The organism is Nitrospira sp. (genome assembly GCA_024998565.1).
GTDB lineage: Bacteria > Nitrospirota > Nitrospiria > Nitrospirales > Nitrospiraceae > Nitrospira_A.
Genome location: JACOEM010000006.1, coordinates 42,704 through 59,237, shown reverse-complemented (window position 1 = coordinate 59,237; position 16,534 = coordinate 42,704). Strand labels below are relative to the sequence as shown.

At 59.2% G+C, this 16,534-nt stretch carries 16 protein-coding genes; 4 read left to right on the top strand and 12 right to left on the bottom strand.

What is annotated here, in order from left to right; genetic code table 11:
* Positions 1-139: 139 nt before the first annotated feature.
* Complete coding sequence (locus tag H8K11_11145; GenBank protein MCS6264301.1) at positions 140-1,816, top strand: ABC transporter ATP-binding protein; 1,677 nt, start codon at positions 140-142, stop codon at positions 1,814-1,816.
* Between the two features lie 100 nt (positions 1,817-1,916).
* Positions 1,917-2,675, top strand: a complete 759-nt coding sequence (locus H8K11_11140) for an MCP four helix bundle domain-containing protein (GenBank protein MCS6264300.1) — start codon at positions 1,917-1,919, stop codon at positions 2,673-2,675.
* A gap of 43 nt (positions 2,676-2,718) precedes the next feature.
* Here H8K11_11140 and H8K11_11135 read toward each other — a convergent pair whose 3' ends face one another.
* The 8 genes from H8K11_11135 to H8K11_11100 all read right to left on the bottom strand — a co-directional run bounded on the left by H8K11_11135 (position 2,719) and on the right by H8K11_11100 (position 9,840).
* On the bottom strand, positions 2,719-3,429 hold the full coding sequence (locus H8K11_11135) for a pseudouridine synthase (protein MCS6264299.1): 711 nt from the start codon (positions 3,427-3,429) through the stop codon (positions 2,719-2,721).
* A gap of 191 nt (positions 3,430-3,620) precedes the next feature.
* A complete protein-coding gene (gene speB, locus H8K11_11130) occupies positions 3,621-4,553 on the bottom strand; it encodes an agmatinase (protein ID MCS6264298.1) in 933 nt (310 codons plus the stop codon).
* Between the two features lie 11 nt (positions 4,554-4,564).
* Positions 4,565-5,140 carry an arginine decarboxylase, pyruvoyl-dependent gene (locus H8K11_11125; GenBank protein ID MCS6264297.1) on the bottom strand — a complete coding sequence of 192 codons (576 nt, stop codon included), beginning with the start codon at positions 5,138-5,140 and terminating at the stop codon, positions 4,565-4,567.
* A 173-nt stretch (positions 5,141-5,313) separates the two neighbouring features.
* Positions 5,314-6,744: an aldehyde dehydrogenase family protein gene (locus tag H8K11_11120; GenBank protein MCS6264296.1), complete on the bottom strand. Its 1,431-nt coding sequence runs from the start codon at positions 6,742-6,744 to the stop codon at positions 5,314-5,316.
* A 28-nt stretch (positions 6,745-6,772) separates the two neighbouring features.
* Positions 6,773-7,051 (bottom strand): hypothetical protein, encoded by a 279-nt coding sequence (locus H8K11_11115; GenBank protein MCS6264295.1) that lies wholly within the window; start codon positions 7,049-7,051, stop codon positions 6,773-6,775.
* Between the two features lie 72 nt (positions 7,052-7,123).
* The gene (locus H8K11_11110; GenBank protein MCS6264294.1) at positions 7,124-7,777 is read right to left on the bottom strand and encodes a DsbA family protein; all 654 of its coding nucleotides are present in this window, start codon (positions 7,775-7,777) and stop codon (positions 7,124-7,126) included.
* A complete protein-coding gene (locus H8K11_11105) occupies positions 7,774-8,877 on the bottom strand; it encodes a deoxyhypusine synthase family protein (GenBank protein ID MCS6264293.1) in 1,104 nt (367 codons plus the stop codon). The genes H8K11_11110 and H8K11_11105 overlap by 4 nt, the downstream gene beginning before the upstream one ends.
* A gap of 210 nt (positions 8,878-9,087) precedes the next feature.
* Positions 9,088-9,840, bottom strand: coding sequence for a zinc transporter ZupT (locus H8K11_11100; GenBank protein ID MCS6264292.1), 753 nt, complete (start codon positions 9,838-9,840; stop codon positions 9,088-9,090).
* A gap of 198 nt (positions 9,841-10,038) precedes the next feature.
* Here H8K11_11100 and H8K11_11095 point away from each other — a divergent pair, with 198 nt between their 5' ends.
* Positions 10,039-11,010 carry a methyltransferase domain-containing protein gene (locus H8K11_11095; GenBank protein ID MCS6264291.1) on the top strand — a complete coding sequence of 324 codons (972 nt, stop codon included), beginning with the start codon at positions 10,039-10,041 and terminating at the stop codon, positions 11,008-11,010.
* Here H8K11_11095 and H8K11_11090 read toward each other — a convergent pair whose 3' ends face one another.
* From H8K11_11090 to H8K11_11075, 4 genes are all read right to left on the bottom strand, one after another.
* A complete protein-coding gene (locus H8K11_11090; protein MCS6264290.1) occupies positions 11,011-12,144 on the bottom strand; it encodes a hypothetical protein in 1,134 nt (377 codons plus the stop codon).
* A 516-nt stretch (positions 12,145-12,660) separates the two neighbouring features.
* On the bottom strand, positions 12,661-13,305 hold the full coding sequence (locus H8K11_11085) for a response regulator transcription factor (protein ID MCS6264289.1): 645 nt from the start codon (positions 13,303-13,305) through the stop codon (positions 12,661-12,663).
* Positions 13,298-14,467: a sensor histidine kinase gene (locus H8K11_11080; protein ID MCS6264288.1), complete on the bottom strand. Its 1,170-nt coding sequence runs from the start codon at positions 14,465-14,467 to the stop codon at positions 13,298-13,300. The genes H8K11_11085 and H8K11_11080 overlap by 8 nt, the downstream gene beginning before the upstream one ends.
* Before the next feature lie 239 nt (positions 14,468-14,706).
* Positions 14,707-15,219, bottom strand: coding sequence for a DUF3015 domain-containing protein (locus H8K11_11075; GenBank protein ID MCS6264287.1), 513 nt, complete (start codon positions 15,217-15,219; stop codon positions 14,707-14,709).
* A 358-nt stretch (positions 15,220-15,577) separates the two neighbouring features.
* Between H8K11_11075 and H8K11_11070 the strand changes: the two genes are divergently transcribed.
* Positions 15,578-15,832, top strand: coding sequence for a hypothetical protein (locus H8K11_11070; GenBank protein ID MCS6264286.1), 255 nt, complete (start codon positions 15,578-15,580; stop codon positions 15,830-15,832).
* The last annotated feature ends 702 nt before the right edge of the window (positions 15,833-16,534 follow it).

The window sequence follows — 16,534 nt, the reverse complement described above, 5'->3', positions numbered from 1 at the left end:
CGGACGACGCATCGATTCTACGTGTCTGTTCCCGCCCGCTTCATGTCCCTGCGCTCCGCATAGCCGGACCTGCTCAACTTGACAGACATCAGGCAATCGCCCACACTGCGGCCCACAGCCGACCGATACGAGCGCTTGTGTGAACGACACCGCTACTGAAACGCCCATTTCGACGCCCTCCGCCTGGACCATCCTTGCCCGCCTGAATCTTCTGATCGGGCTCGAGCGCCGCATCCTCACCATCATCGTGTCCTATGCGGTCGTGATCGGTCTGTTTGCATTGATCGTCCCGCTTACGGTCCAGGAACTGGTCAATACCTTCGCGTTCGCCATCCAACCGATCATGATCGTGACGCTGGTGGCCACGATGTTCGGTGCGCTGCTCGCAATGGGCGCATTCCGGGTCCTGCAAGCGCGGGCGGTGGAAATCCTGGTGCAGCGCCTCTATACGAGGCTCGCCGTCGCCTTTACCGAAGCCCTGCCCCGCTTTCGCGAGAATGTCTTTCTTCCTCAACATACCAACACGTTTATCGAGGCGGAACTGTTGCCCCGGGCCCTGGTCGCCATGCTGGTCGATGTGATCAATGTGTCGGTGTCGGGCACCATCGGCATGGCGATCCTGATCATGTACCATCCCTACTTCCTGGGATATAACACCCTCCTGATCACAGGGTTTGCCTTTCTGCTGACGTTTTTCGGTCGAGGCGGGCTCCGCATCACGCAACGGGTGTCCCGGCTGCACTACCAGACCTTTCACTGGCTCCAGGACATCGGCATCAACCGGCTCCATTTCAAGTCCACGGACAGCCTGCCGTTGCTCCTCAAGAAAACCGATGCGCTGGTCAAGGCCTATGTGATGGCGCGGAAGACGCGTTCCGATATTCTGAGCGGCGGGCAATATAAAAGTACGGTCGTGTTTCAGGCCGTGGCGCATAGCGGCATGATCGGCCTCGGCGGCTGGTTGCTGTCGGTCGGCGACATCACCCTCGGACAGTTCGTCGCGGCGGAGGTGATCGTCGGCACCCTGCTGCTCAATCTCGATACCGTCGCCCGGCGCATGTATGCCGCCATCTATGTCGCCACCTCACTCCATGAGCTTTCCACGCTGTTTGACATGCCGAAGGAGGATGTCTCCGGCCCCGTGGCCGCCTGGCTCCCCGATCCCTCGCTGCAGGGGGTGCGCCTGACATGCAAAGACGTGTCCTTCGCCGCGCCGGACGGACCGCTGCTCTTCGAACGATTCAACCTGGAAGTCATGCCGGGAGAAAAAATCAGCGTCCTCTCCGGAACCAGCAGAAGCAAAACCTCGCTCGCGCTGGTGTTAGCCGGACTGTACCATCCGACCGCCGGGGTGATCCGCTACAACGATATTGACCTGCGCGATGTGTCGCTGAATTACGTCAACCACTGCCGAGGGTTGATGCTGGACTCCCATCCCACCCTGTTCGACGGATCCCTGGAGGAAAATATCACTCTGCAGCGCCCTTCGATTCAGTTTGAAGATTTGAGCTGGGCGCTCCGGTTTGTGGAACTTGAAGAGGAAATCGACGCCATGCCACAGGGGCTGGAAACTCTGGTGCATGGTAACGGCGCCAACCTGACTCGAAGCCAGGTGCTCCGCGTGCTCCTGGCCAGAATGATCGTTACCCGGCCGGAACTGCTGATCTTCAACGGCAGCCTCCACAACATCGAGCCGGCGCTGCGACTCACCCTGCTGCGCCGACTCTGTTCGAAGGAAGAACCCTGGTCGGTGGTGTTCGTCTCCAACGATCCGGAGGTCAGTCAGCTGGTCGAACGACGGGTCGTGCTGGACTAACGGCCGGTTCTGCATCAAAACAGGCTCGATTTCTTTCTTCGCGAACGATCTGCTAGACTGAGCGCGAGTTGTGGCCTGCAGCCTGACGAAAGGAATGCTTGTGTCATTGGCATCACGTCTGAAATTATCCTTTCCCACTACGAACCAACTCATCATCAGTCTTCTGATCGCGGGGTTGGGATGGGTCAGCGGGCAGGCGCTCAGCCGTATCGATCAGGATCTGCGCATCATGTACACCGAGTACACCCTGGGTGCGGCGGACCTCGCCCATATTTCAGCGGACGTCATTCGCTATCGAAATACGATCATCCGGTCGTTGGAGGCCGAGAACCAGACCACCTTCGAACGAATTACCGAATCGTTGCCGACGCAACGCGCACGCATTCAACATGCCGTGGATCGATACGCCGCAGCCGGTCTGCGTGTGTCACGGAGCGGACGGAGCGAGGAGAAAGACATTCAAGCGGTTCGCGAAAGCCTTGATCAGTACTTCCATGTCGCCAGCAAGACCATTGATTTGCTGGCCCAGGAATGGAGGGCCGGCTCCGCAGCTGAAGCAGCGGAACTGCGTCGCAAAGCCGAAATTCATGCTGCCGACAATGGAGGGCCGAAAGTCATGCAGGTGAGTCTCGCGCTGGACCGCCTGCTGGAGACGGTGGCAGAGGTCGCCAAGGACATGCGGGAAGAAGGAACCAAAACGATCGTGAAGACCAGTTACTGGATCGTAGGCGGGAGTTTTTTCATCGCGCTGTTGAACCTGTTTCTCACCCGTCCGGTGCGTGTACAGGAACTGCCCTCCTCACGACCTGAAGAAACGCCCCATCCGGGCTCACCACGGAGCCTGCCGAGCGAGGGATAACCCCTCGTACTCGTTAGGTCCAACCCGGCGCCCCCATTCCTGCTTACATCGACGCAGCATCCGGCCGGCCGAGAGCCCGAAAAAGTCGGCTACGCTCATCGTGAGTCAAATCCATCCATTGCCCGGCATGCAAACCCTCGATGGTGATGTGCATGATCCGCACGCGATGCAATGACACGACGCGATAGCCGAGCGCCTGACACATGCGCCGGATCTGCCGATTGCGCCCTTCCGTCAGGATGATGCGGAAGCGACGGGGGCCGAGCCGCGCCACCGTGCAAGGCCTGGTGCGTACTCCCAGAATGGTCACCCCCTGGGCCATCCGAGAAAGAAACGTCTCGTCGAACTCCCGTTCCACTTCCACGCGATATTCCCGCTCATGCCCATGCTCGACCCGCAGGATCTCGTTGACGATATCGCCGTCATTCGTGAGCAGAATGAGGCCGGAGGAATCTTTGTCGAGCCGTCCGATAGGGAAAATTCTGGCCGCATGGCCGATTTCGGCGATGATGTTCCGGCGGACATGCGGTTCCGTGGTCGTCGTCACTCCGACGGGTTTGTGATACTTGAGATACACCGCACGATTCCCGCGCTGCAGCACAACGCCGTCGCGCGCAACCGCATCCTGTGGCGAGACCTGGTCGCCGAGCTTGGCCACCCGGCCGTTGATGGTCACCCGCCCTTCGGCAATGAGGCGATCGGCCTCCCGCCGCGAACACAGCCCCTGCTCGGTAAAGAATTTATTGATGCGCATGGCAGGGAAATGAAGTCGCGTCAGCCGTTCTTCGTGAAGGGTCCATCGTATCTCGCCACGAGCGCAGGAACAAAAGCCTCGCCCCGAACACACAGACAGGGATTCCTCCGTGCCCGGACCTTTTCTCGCAAGCGATACCTTCCGCTCTCCAACGAAAGACGCGTCACGAGCGACGGTTCACAATGTGGGAGTCAATGCACGCGGCGGCCGGCACGAATCCGTCCCAGCATTCGATAGATCAAACGGGCGATGCTGAACTGGGGCGCGACAAACCCTTCGATGGGCGCGATCTCGCTGATGTCCATGCCGACGATGCCGGGACCGTTTGCCAGCGCGGTCACCAGCGCGAGGGTATCGTACCAGCCCAACCCGCCAGGCTCCGGCGTACCCAATGCCGGCACAATCGACGCATCGAGTCCGTCGCAATCGAAGGTGAGATAGACCGGCCCGGTGCAGGAAGCCAGAACCTCTGGAATCCAGCGAGCAGCCCGCCCCTCATAAGGCCCGGACGGATCCAGAATCGAAGCGGCAAAAAAGGTATGGATCTGTGGGGTCTTCTGAATGAGATCGATTTCTTCCGGACTGATCGAGCGAACACCGACTTGCACCAAGGGCAAACCATCTTGCACCACGCGGGCCATCACACTCGCATGACTGTAGGGATTGTCCTGATAGGCCTGGCGGAGATCGCCATGGGCGTCGATCTGCACCACGCACATCCCCGGATAATTGCGGGCATGCGCCCGAATCGCCCCTAAGGCGCCGGTATGTTCACCGGTCAGGGTCACCAGAAACTTCCCGCGGCCTACGTGCGGCTGCACAAAATCCTGAATAGCCTGGACGGCCGGGCCATCGACCCGCCCATTGAGATCCAATGTAGTTGCGGTCGCCACACCGCCCCATTCACGGTAGGGCTCGTAGCGGAGCGTCTCATCGTATAACTCGACCTGCTGAGAAGCTTCGATGATCGCAGAGGGGCCTCGATCGGACCCGAGGATATAACTGGAGGTATGTTCGTAGGGAGCCGGGAGTACGTAGACGCCGGCCTGATCGGGATGACACCAGGGCTCGTCGATCCCCAAAAAGTTGTCGGCTAGCCCAAGCCATCCGGACGGGAGCGCCATGCCGCCCGCCGCTAGGCCTTGTTCCGAAGACTCTTGGGGATGTTTTCCGTTGGGATAAACACCGCCAAGGCGATGACGCACGTCCACCGGTTCGGACGACCGACCGCCGATTGCGTGATATTCAAGGTCCGCACGATTTTACCGCCCATCTTGAAGACCTGCTCACGCTCTTTCCAGGCAACATCGGGATCGAACTCGATGCCCTGCGTGGTCGCGAGCATCTGTGCCGCCAGGTCCTCCGTGTATTCACCGGACTCTTCGTCCGTTTCACCGTACGCATGGTGCTCGGAAAGATAGCCATAGGTATCGCGATCCGTCGGAATCGCCAAACCGATCGATGCGGAAATCAGCCGGTTGCGCTCGTTGGTCTCCGATCTGGCCATGACGCAAAACGTGATTTCGCCGGGATTCAACAATTTCTCGCCGCGCTTGCGTGGGAGGATTTTACAATTGGGAGGAAGAATCGAAGAGACACTGACGAGGTTGCAATAGGCCACGCCGGCGCTACGCAAGGCCTGCTCGAACGCAGCCAGCTTTTCCTTGTGCACCCCGACGCCCCTCGTCAAAAACATGTGTGTTGGTACCATGTAGGTCTCCCTCTTCATCCCTCGTCGAAATCACTCCACCCTGAGTGTTCGAAGAATTGTCACAGGCCTTGTGCCACGCAATTGATCATGCGGCGACACGCGCGAAAGTTGTATCAAGTTTGTGGGGCATCCGCAATACGGCGGCGGGGTTTTTTTGCCTCGGCCCAGGCCTTTCAGGGTCTGCGGAGATTCATGACCAGCAACTTGGGCTCGGTCATGTCTTCGATCGCATACCGGAGCCCTTCACGTCCGATGCCGGAGTCTTTCACCCCGCCATAGGGCATATGGTCCGCGCGGAACGTCGGAATTTCGTTCGCCAGGACGGCGCCGACCTCCAGCTGCTCAAATGCTTGGAAAATTCGCCCGATGCTGCTGGTGAACAGGCCCGCCTGCAAGCCGTAGTCCGACTCATTGACGGCCTTCAAGACGTCATCAAACTCCCGATAGGGTGTAATCGTCACCAACGGACCGAACACTTCCTGGCAGGACACCTTCATGCCGGGAGTCACCTGGGATAAGACCGTCGGCCGAACGACCGACCCCACCCGCGTTCCGCCCGCCAACACCCTGGCACCTTGGGCCACGGCGTCCCCGATCCAGCCTTCGATGCGCTGTGCAGCCCCCGCATCGATGAGCGGGCCGACGACCGTGCGTTCATCGCCGGGATCTCCGCTTTCCAACCGCTCCACACGAGCCACAAGATTTTCGGTAAACGCTGCGGCAACCGACTCGTGCACAAAGATCCGTTGGACCGAAATGCAGGTCTGCCCCGCGTAGCTGAATCCCCCGGTCACGCAACGCTGCGCCACGTAATCCAGATCGGCGTCCGGCTCGACGATCACGGCGGCATTCCCGCCTAATTCGAGCACCACCTTTTTCTTGCCGCACTTGGCTTTCAACATCCAGCCTACCGGCGCGCTACCGGTAAAGCTCAGCAACTTGAACCGGGAATCAACGACCAGTTGCTCCGCCACCCGGTTATCGCAGGGCAACACATTGAGCCCCCCCGGTGGAACGCCCGCTTCGAGAAGCAGCTCCGCCAGGAGGAGCGATGTCAGAGGTGTCTGCGGAGCCGGTTTGATGAGAATCGAGTTACCCGCCGCCAAGGCCGGAGCGACCTTATGGACGACGAGATTCAGCGGGAAGTTGAACGGGGTAATTCCAAGGATCGGCCCGATGGGAAATCGCCGCGTCACCCCCCAATACGACTCCATCCCGGGAGACCAATCGAGCGGAACCACTTCACCCCCGATGCGCTTGGCTTCTTCCCCAGCAATCGAGAACGTCTGAATGGCACGGCCGACCTCGCGACGCGCATCGGTCAGGGGCTTGCCGGCCTCAGCCATCATGGTGCGTGCAAACGCTTCCTGCTTGGATTGGAGGGCCTGAGCGGCCTTCTGAAGCAGAGTCGAGCGCGCATAGCCGGACAACCGGCGCATCGCTGCCGCGCCCTCGACGGACGACTGCATTGCCGCCTCCGCTTCGGCGGGGCCGGCCTGGCAGACATGAGCGATCGTCTCGCCTGTGTAGGGATTGTGTACCGGAGCAGTCGTGGCGGTGTGAGACCACCGACCGCCGATCAGAAATGGACGTCCATCTTCCAACGGACTTACTCCAGGAGAGGGAGAATCGCTACTGCACGGATTCCAGTGGTGGTGTCGCGGGGGCTGCAGCGCTGATCGCCGCCGCATCACGCTGAGCCGCCACCGCCTTGGCGATTAATTCCTCGGTTCCCCAATCCTGAACCGCCGCCAAGGTAAAGGCTTCATAGGTCGACACGCCGTGGCATGTCGGACAGGCCGGCATGGGCACCTTCCGACAAAACGCCTCGCTCAAACAGGACATGCACACCCATAAATCGGGCTCTCCATCCTTTGCAGGCACAGACCAAAAGGCTTGTTTCGACGCCATAGTGCAGTTTCCTCTTTCCTGGCTAAACGATGAGTCTCGTCACAGTCCTGGCTTTCTTCCGCATGAGAACCGTTATTTCTGTTTCGCTCCCGCCGGCGCGAGCAGCTTCTCAATTTCTTCCTCGAAGGCTTCAAAAGGAAACGCGCCGGGAATCGCAATAGCCGGATTCTTGGTCGTCGGCTGCTGGGCCGTGCGCATCAGAACGAAACCGGGCGTGCCGTGAAATCCCCAGGAATTCGCTTCATCCCGGTCGTGAAAGATCGCCTGCATATGCGGAGCATCACGCAAACATTGCCGGAATTGCGATTGGTCGAGTCCGATCGCCTTGGCATGTTGGGAATAACTGTCCACATCCAACCGCCCGTCTGCCGCAAACAATCGGTCATGCATCGGCCAATAGGTTCCCTGATCGCCGGCACAACGAGCGGCGAGCGCAGCGGTGACCCCTGGCCCCTGATCGGCGCGGGGATAATCTTTATAGAGAAACCGCACCTTGCCCGTGTCGACATACCGAGCCTGAATCTTGGGCCAGGTTTCTTTGAAAAACTTGAGGCAGTACCCGCAGGTAAAGTCCGAATACTCGATCAGCGTCACCGGCGCATCCGCCTTGCCCCGCATACGATGATCGATCGCCGGCGAACTCGCAGCCAGAGCCGCTCCCGCGACAAGCAAGAACAGGAAACACGACGCCCCGACCCGAAGAAGCCACGCCGTCACGGGGGTCATGCCGTGACACTCTTGGCGCGGATTCGCTCCAGTAGCCCGACCATGAGCAGCGGCCAGACCACGGTGGCATCGCTGAGCACTTCGGCGAAACGTCCCCCTTCAGCCGGCGGCACGAACTTGCCCCAGGAGATGCCTTCTTGATAGGTGCACCCGCTCAAGCCACCCCAATAATCCGGCTCGGGACAGATTCTCACACCATAATGAAAGCGTGGCGGTTGCACGTTGAGTCCCAAACGAGTGTTGCTGATCTCGATATACGGCGCCACCTGTTGCGCCCAATTGCGCGGCACCCCGCCGCCTATGGTGAAAATGCCGAGGCGCTTCGACCCCAGGACTTCCTCCGCGTAATGATTGAGATCGAGGTAGGGGTTGAAGTCCGGACAGGTCTGGTGCAGCGCGCGCAAGACCGCCGTGTCTCCACCGTCCTTCACTTGGCTGCGAGCCTGATCCATCCGCTTGCCCATCGCCCAGGTACCGACATCCAGCCCCATTTCTGAATCGGTAAAGGCAGGAATATAGACCGGCACATTTTTCAAATAGGCACTCTTGAGGATGCCAGGGCCCTCAAATTCTTCGGCCAGCGTCTTGCCGAGTTCCCGGGTGAGGAGGTGTGACGAGAGGGGTTGTTCGGTGTTGATACGTTTCAGGGTCAATGAAACGACATGCTCGACGTAATTGAGGTTCGACTCCATTTCGAGGGTATCATAGACGCGGTTGTATCCCTTCTGGAATAACTCCTCGTCGCTGTGAGACGCGTCGTGCCGGTAGTGAAGCTTGCCCACCGATTCGCTCAGGCCATGTGCAACGAGCGCGCCGGTCGAGACCACGGCATCCACCATGCCGCGGTCGATCATGGTGCTGATGATCTTGCCCATCTTCGCAATGGTCATGGCGCCTGAAAGCGTCAACACCACCTTACAATCGGCATCCTCGATCATTGCGGCGAGTGTTTCGTATGCTTCGCCCAGACGCCGGCCACCGAAGGCCGTCTTCCGCATCGCCTCCAGCAGTTCCGAAAAAGAATGGATCTTCTCGGGGTCGAGAGGCTCGAGCGCCTCCAAGCCATCGGTGGCACCGTCGTGAAATTCCCGTCCCGCCATGATGAGAGCCTCCCGAAAAAAATCAGTCTTCCGATCGAGCAGGTCATTTTATACACAACCGAGCGTCGCGGGGTCAATTGAAGCACCGGCGGAGCGTCCGCGGTTGCCCCGCTGTCTGACCGCGGAGGTGCACCGTGAACAACACGAACATTACGCTGGGGCTGCGCGAATAAAACGGGAGGGAAAAGACGTTGTGGATGGCGCAGGCCGTCAGCTGCGAACGCCGCTGACCAATGCTAACACCATCGCCGTGACATACATGAGACTGATACCTGCAAAAATGCCCGCTGCAACCTGCACCCGGCGCGTCGCCGTATAGGACATGACCGTCAGCGAGAGCACCACATACAGCAACGAACCGGCTGCCAGCGCGTAAAAACAGATGGAGAAATAGGAAGATACCCCTTGCCCGCTGAGAAATGTCCCGACACAGGTCGGGAGCCCGGCGATCAACCCCAACAAGAAGACATCGCGCCAGGACATCGGCGTTTTGCCGGCCGCGCCCACGATACCGAAACCCTCGGTGCCGTTGTGCAGACCGAAACCCGCCACCAATAACGCGCTCAGCGTATATTCACCGCTGGCGTAGCTGGCGCCGATGGCCAGCCCCTCGCCGAGATTATGTAAGCCCATCCCCACCGCAATCATGTAGGGCAGAGACAGCATGCGATTTCCTGAGCGCCCGCCGAAGACCTGGCTCGATTCCAACGCCACCAATCCGACGAAACTCACCCCCAGACTCCCGAGAAACACCGCCCACGACACCACATCACGTGCGCCGGTCTGCTCGGTCGCCTCGTGCATGAGATCGAAAAAGAGGTACACCAAGACACCGTTCGCCACGCCGATCAGCCCGCCCTCCCAAGTCCGCGGCAAGACCTTGCCCAAAAACAGGGCCGCAAGGATGCCGAGATAGACCGGAATGAGACCGGCGATCGCGCCCAGCCCAATCACATTGACCATGTCAGACTTCTACCAGAACCGGCGGCGGGGAAGAAAGATCGTTCTCGAGGATTCGGAATGCCTCTTCCAAGAAGAATAGCTACAATGGGCACGTGTTGCCTCGAGTCTGTAGCGGGAAGTGACCGCGAGGCTCGCGAAGGGCGTGGCGCACAGGGTGCGAGCGGCCTTGTCTGCCGCCGCCGTTCAGCAGGAGGATCTGTGACCTACGAGCAGCTCATGGGTCTGGCAAACGGATACGCCGACTCTAAAGTACTCCTCATCGCGAACGAACTTGGTGTGTTTACCGCGATCGGAAGCGGCGGACGTCGAGGCGACACCCTCGCCAGGTCGTGCAGAACCACTCAAGAAGGCATGAGGTTGTTACTGCAGGCCCTGGCGGGACTCGGGCTGCTTCGCCAGCAAGCGGGCCGATACTGGAACACCCCATTGGCCCTTAAGTTTCTCGATAATCGCAGCCCGCTGGCGATCACCAACCTCCTGTGGCTCCTCAACCACCATTGGTCCGACTGGACAGGCATGGCGCGGGCAATTCGCCGAGGCCGCCCCGGATGGGCGACGGTCACGAAGACCGCCGAATTCCGACGGCGATTCGCGCTCGCGATGCAGGAACGCAGCCATGTCTTGGCTCCCCCCACAATCGCTTCGTTTCGGCTCCCACGAAATGCCGCACGATTTCTCGATCTCGGGGGTGGGGCAGGCTCTTATGCCATCGCGCTGGCCCGGCACTACCCGACCTTGCAGGGACTGGTCATCGATCAGTCGGTGGCGGTCGCCAGACGGTTGATCCGGCAACAAGGGTTGACGGATCGGGTCAAAGTCCAGACAGGAAATCTCTTCACGCTGCCGCTGGCAACCGGTTTCGATGTCGCCCTGCTGTCCAACGTGCTGCACGATTTTAGCGAGAAGGAAAACCGCCGGTTGCTTCGCCGGATATATCAATCGCTACGGCCGGGTGGAAAACTATTTATCGTGGAGTACTTTCTCAACCCCGCCGGAATCCGTCCCGCCGAAGCCGCCATCTTTTCGCTTCTGATGTACGCCTTCACCGACACGGGACACTGCTATGCCTGGAAAGAGGCCGAGGGATGGTTGGCAACCGCCGGATTCTACCGCTGTCGTCGACACAGGGTTACCGGTACGATCGGGACGCTGGAAGCCGTGAAGCGGTAATCAGCAGGGCAACCCAGAAGTCTGACCGAAAGGGTTGAGTCGCCCGTGGTAGGCCTCTAGGTGGCGGCGAACAGGAATCAGGAGCCGGGGAGGAATCCGGGGACAGACCTCGCGATCGAACGACACCATCCGCTGGTAGCGTTTGACGCCGAGCGCCGCCTCAGCCAGCGCCCAATAAAGATTCTCCACCCAGCGCAATCTGCTCACGTGGCCCAGATAGTGGTGCACCACCTGCGGTGTGCGAATGGCGCCACGGAACGCATCTTTGATCTCATGGAGCAGCCGGTCTTCAGCCGCAGAGCGCTGATAAATCCCTTCGACCATGTGATTCAGTGAAATAAAGTCCTGAAGATCGAAGCGGGCATCCACATCTTTGGTCTGCTCGCGATACACGACCCAATCGCTGGTGAACTGCAGACGTTCGAGGAGAATCAGAAAATCCTGCAAGGCGATTTCCTCTACTGTCTCGCACGCCCGTGACGCCCGCACCTTGATGAAGGTCCGGCGATCGTAGCTATGGTCCGGCAGGTAATGCGTACCGGAGATTTCCAGCAATCGGCCAGTCGCATCTCGCTTGGGAAACTGATACGTCCACACGTCGGGAAACACCATCCCTGCCGTCAATAATTCGGCCCGATAGCGCGGCAACAGATACTCAAACAGTGGCCCGCCTTGTTCATGAAGCGGGGTGACGGAAAGCCCGCCCACGGCCAGCGTCAGCCGGGCGAAGGGCATACGCGTATACCCATCCGGCTCGAGCACAAAATTGAATCCTCCCCACGGCCCGACGTCGAGCAAGGTCTCATACCCCTGCGCAGCCAGCCATTCCTCTGTTTCCCGTGCCAGAGATCGCCAGAGCCGGATGAGCATGCCGACGTGCACATGCCGGTTGCGAAAGAGGGGAGGCGCGTCGGGGCGTGGCATGGCAGCGGCGAGGCGACTTTGGAGCTTGAGGATTTCCCATTCAATAGCCTGCGCCAGGGTCCCCTTTCCAAGAGGAATCGCTGAACATTCTCGCTCACAGTCGGCACGGATCCCCTCCCAAAGGTCGGTTGCCTGGGGGAAAGCCGCAACCGCCGCCATCATCTCGTCGATAAACGAACGGAGCTCTGCCCCAGGCAGAGTGGCGACCATACCGGTCACACTGCCACGAAATTGCCGAGTTGCACGCTGGGATCGTCGTGCGACGGCACAGTCAACCCCACTACGCTCTATCGGAATATCGGCTAGATGACTATCGAACAGAATTCAACTCCTTCTGTGCGCGCTGGCAGCATTCACAGACTGTCTGGAACCACCACAGATCCGCAGGACTGACGCGGTGCTGTTCCATCGCGGCCCCCTCCTCCAGCCAGCGAGCTCGGGTAGGGTCTTCCTCCGTGACAGGATTCACCCGTTGACAGAGCTTGCAACGCAACCACACGGGGCGACCGAACATGGCGATCAGACAATCACTCCGGCTCATGGCCACGTTCCCTGTGAGTCGGGCATACCGGTCACCTTGTGCGAAGGCGTTGGAAACCCAAGGGTTCTTTGTAGTGCACCCCGCCGGGACGGGGAACTCGTAAAGCCCGATAGTTTTGGACAGAAGATTACGAGGGTTTGAAAAAGGTACAGGCCGCGAAGGGCCCTGGACAGGTGTCTCGGGAGCTAGGAAGAGGCAATGAATCCGTGTGTTAACGCATACTTAATCAATTCGGCCGTCGTATGAAGATTCAGTTGTTCCATGAGCTGGGCTTTATGAAACTCGACGGTTCGTGTGGAAATCTTGAGCCGGAGGGCGATGTCTTTGGCCGTTCGGCCCTCAGCCAGCAATTGCAATACTTCACGCTGGCGAAAGGTGAGTGTCTTTCTCTGCTGGGCCTGTCCCGCTCCCAACGTGAGCAAGACATCCAGCAGATCTTTGGCGATCAAGGGCGTGATGTAGGTGTGCCCGGCCCACACCGCCCGTATCGCCTGTTCTAATTCATCGACCGCCGATCGCTTCAGCACATAGCCCGAGGCGCCGGCCTCGAAGGCCGATCGGACATAGTCGGCATCAGCATGCATCGTGACAAAAATAACTTTGATCGAGGGGTGAGTCTTCTTGAGTTGTGTAGCGGCATCGATGCCATTCAGCAGCGGCATCGACACGTCAAGTATGACAATGTCGGGATGGACTCGATCCACCGCTTCCAGCAGGGCGCGGCCATCCCCCACCATCCCCACTAACTCACATTGGTCGTCGAGAATGCGGCGAAACCCTTCCAGCACCAGGGAATGATCGTCGGCCAAGAGCACACGCGCTTTAGACATAAGCACCACCTGGAAGCGGAACACAGACCTCAAGATGCGTGCCGCGGCCGGGCTCCGTCGACACGGTCAAGGTGCCTCGCACCAACCGCACTCGCTCTTTCATGCTTAACAATCCCAGGCGTCCCAGGCCCTGTGACGCCTGTTGCGAATCGAACCCCACGCCGTTGTCTCGGACCGAAAGAGTAATGACCTCGTCGTCACAAATCAATTCGACTTCCACTTCCGTGGCCTGCGCATGACGGGCGACGTTATTCAAGCTCTCTTGCGCAATCCGGTACACGCAGGTCGCCAGTTCGGTCGGCACCGGACTCACGGCATCGTGATGCACATACACCGCTTCAATCTTGGTCGTTGCGGAAAAATCATCCACCAGCCGACGAACGGCTTTCACAAGTCCCAAGTCATCAAGAATGGATGGATGGAACCGGTAGGCCATCTGGCGAACATCATCCGAGACCGTGGTCAGGCGACGGGTAATCGATCGTACCAGCCCCTCAATCGCGGCCAGATCACCCACTTCCCCTTTCTCAATCCGCCGAAGGTCCATGGCCAACATGGCCAGTCGCTGGTTGACATCATCATGTAAATCCCGCGCGATACGGCGGCGCTCTCCTTCTTGGGCCGTCAACAATTGGCCGGCCAGCGCCCGGAGCTCCTCTCGACTATGCTGCAACTCCTCCTGACTCACTTTCAGAGAGGACTCGCTTTCCCGCAGGGACCGCTCCGTCTCCATGCGTTCGCCGATCTCTTCAACGAGCGCCTGGTTGACCAATGCCAGCTCACGCGTCCGTTCGCCCACACGCAGTTCCAGTTCGCTATGGGCACTGCGCAGTGCTTCCTCAATTTTCCGGCGTTGGAACGCGTAGATCACCGGAAACCAGATCGCCGTCAGACTGAACATGCGATTGCTCAGTCCCATCCAGAGCGGCACGTTGGGAAAGGTGACGCCTAAAAACACATCCGACAGAGCCAGCACCGAGCAGGTACTGGCGACAAGAATCGGGGTTGTGCGATCCGGAAGCGCTAAGGACAGCACTACGAGTCCTCCATAGAGCACTCCATTGCCGATTCCCAGCGGGAGATACAAATCGAGGGTGTACAGGCCGAGGCCAAGGACAACAATCGCAAACAGCAACAATCTGTGGGAGGGCTGTGTCGTCACAGGACGTTCATTATCCTCCCCTCAGGCTGGAGGCTTCAAGCCGACTCCACGGGGAGACATGGGAGAACCATTCCGGGACACAATGGCCAGGAACAGGGGCAGGGAGCGGGCGAGTAAGACAGCCGATCCGACGAGGTGACGGGGAGCGCCATGGCGGATCTGACGGAACAGGCCAGACCCGCCATGGCGATCACACTCCCCGCAGAGACAGGGGAAGATCAGGGGAACACAGCAGGCGATCAAGGTCGATCGGAAATCTGGGCGACCATCGAGTGGCCGCTCACGGCATCCTGAAGCGCTTTGACCACTGCCACGGAAGACGTTTCACCGGCTTGAACCAGCATCTGATACTGTTGCTGCGTCATGGCAAAAAAGGCCGGCTGCTGCTCGACCGGAACGCCCATTAACGTTGCCAAGGCCGCGAGATGCTCCCCGCCGCCCCTCGCCATATCTTCAGACAACGTGTCAAAGGTGCTGGCAACGAACACGTTCGTCTGCTGGCCAGCCATGACCTTGCCGTCGTTGGTGCAGCCGGACGTACCGAAACTGATGCCGAACGTTTGGCTGCCGAACGTGCCGTTGGTGGTGGCCATCATGACTTGAGGGGCAATGTTTTTCGGCGTTTTGTAATCCGCCCAGGCCAATTTACCCAATCCGCATCCGGGGCCGTTGTCCGGATTGACAGCGTGGGCCACGCTGACTTGCCCCGCCATCAACAGCCCTGCCAACACCATTAACAATCCTTTGCTCATGCCATCTCCTTTCTGTGTCACGCATCACCGCGCACGCCTGCAAGGTAACTTCGTGCCGACATCTCTGCGCGGCCATCCTTACCTTAGCCGTGATTTTTTCACAGTCAATCGAAGCAGCTATTTTCAGCAGGCTCCTCACTCGTCGCTACACCCACATTCCATGGCCTCGGACGAAAGGAGTGGAGGTATCCAGCGGGTGAGGTTGAAAGGAAGTGGTCCGGCAGGGGACGGTCGCAATCAAGCTGTCCGAATAGGCGGCGACGTACAACGGTCGAACGGCTCGAAAGATCCCCGACTATTGACGAATAAGCTGCAGCACCATGCTATGCTTCGTGTGGGTATTAGGAATGGACTACCGATGAAAGCCGTAACGTACACCAAAGAAGGCGTGGTGATTCCCTCCTCCTGGATAAAGGGGTGGGGAAAAGCTGTCGTGGCACATCGCGACTCCCAGGTCCTGATCCTGGAATCGCCGGCCAGAGCGGCAAGTCGTAAGAAGCTGGCCCGTATGGTCAGCAAGTTACGCCGCGTCACCCGCGAACTGGGCGTCACCCCCGAACAGATTGCCGCTGAGGTTGCAGCGGTTCGGCGCGCGCGTGCGCGTCGTTCTTGATACCAATATATTCGTGTGCGGCCTGTTGTCCGCCACAGGGCCTCCTGCACGGATCATCCAGGCCGTCTTACAGCGCCGCCTCATCCCCACATGAGCCCCGATACCTTTGCGGAACTGGAAGCCGTCCTGCGGCGCACCAAAATCCAGCGAGCGTTTATCCCGTCCAAGCCGAAGTTCAGTTCGTCGATCCCCATCCCACCAACACCCCCCTGCGTGATGCGCATAATCGACCATTCCTCGATCTCATGGCGACCACACCTCCGCCTGAATATTTCGTCACCGGGGATAAGGATTTCGAAGCCTCACACTACAGCGGCGTGCCGGTCATTTCAGCCGCCGAGTTTGCCCGTCTACTTACGCACCGGTGATCGATCGATGCCCGCGCTCAACCAGCAGGACGCGACGTACGTCATCACCCAGCCTGGGCGGGCATTGACGTATTCGCGGCTCCATACGGCTCAGCAGACGAGAGAACTAGCACAAGCGCAATCGATCGGGACGTTGTCCCAGCAGGATGTGATCGGAAGCAAGCATTTCAGACTATTCAGGAACGAACTGACACCGACTGAGCCAGAGAAATGTGAACCGACATTAAAATCGTTTAGATCAGAGAAAGGCACTCAGTTCGGGCAGGGTTGAATCGTCCGGATCAAGAGTGACTGAGGATACACACTCTGCCGTCAAGAACCAGGCGGCAGACTT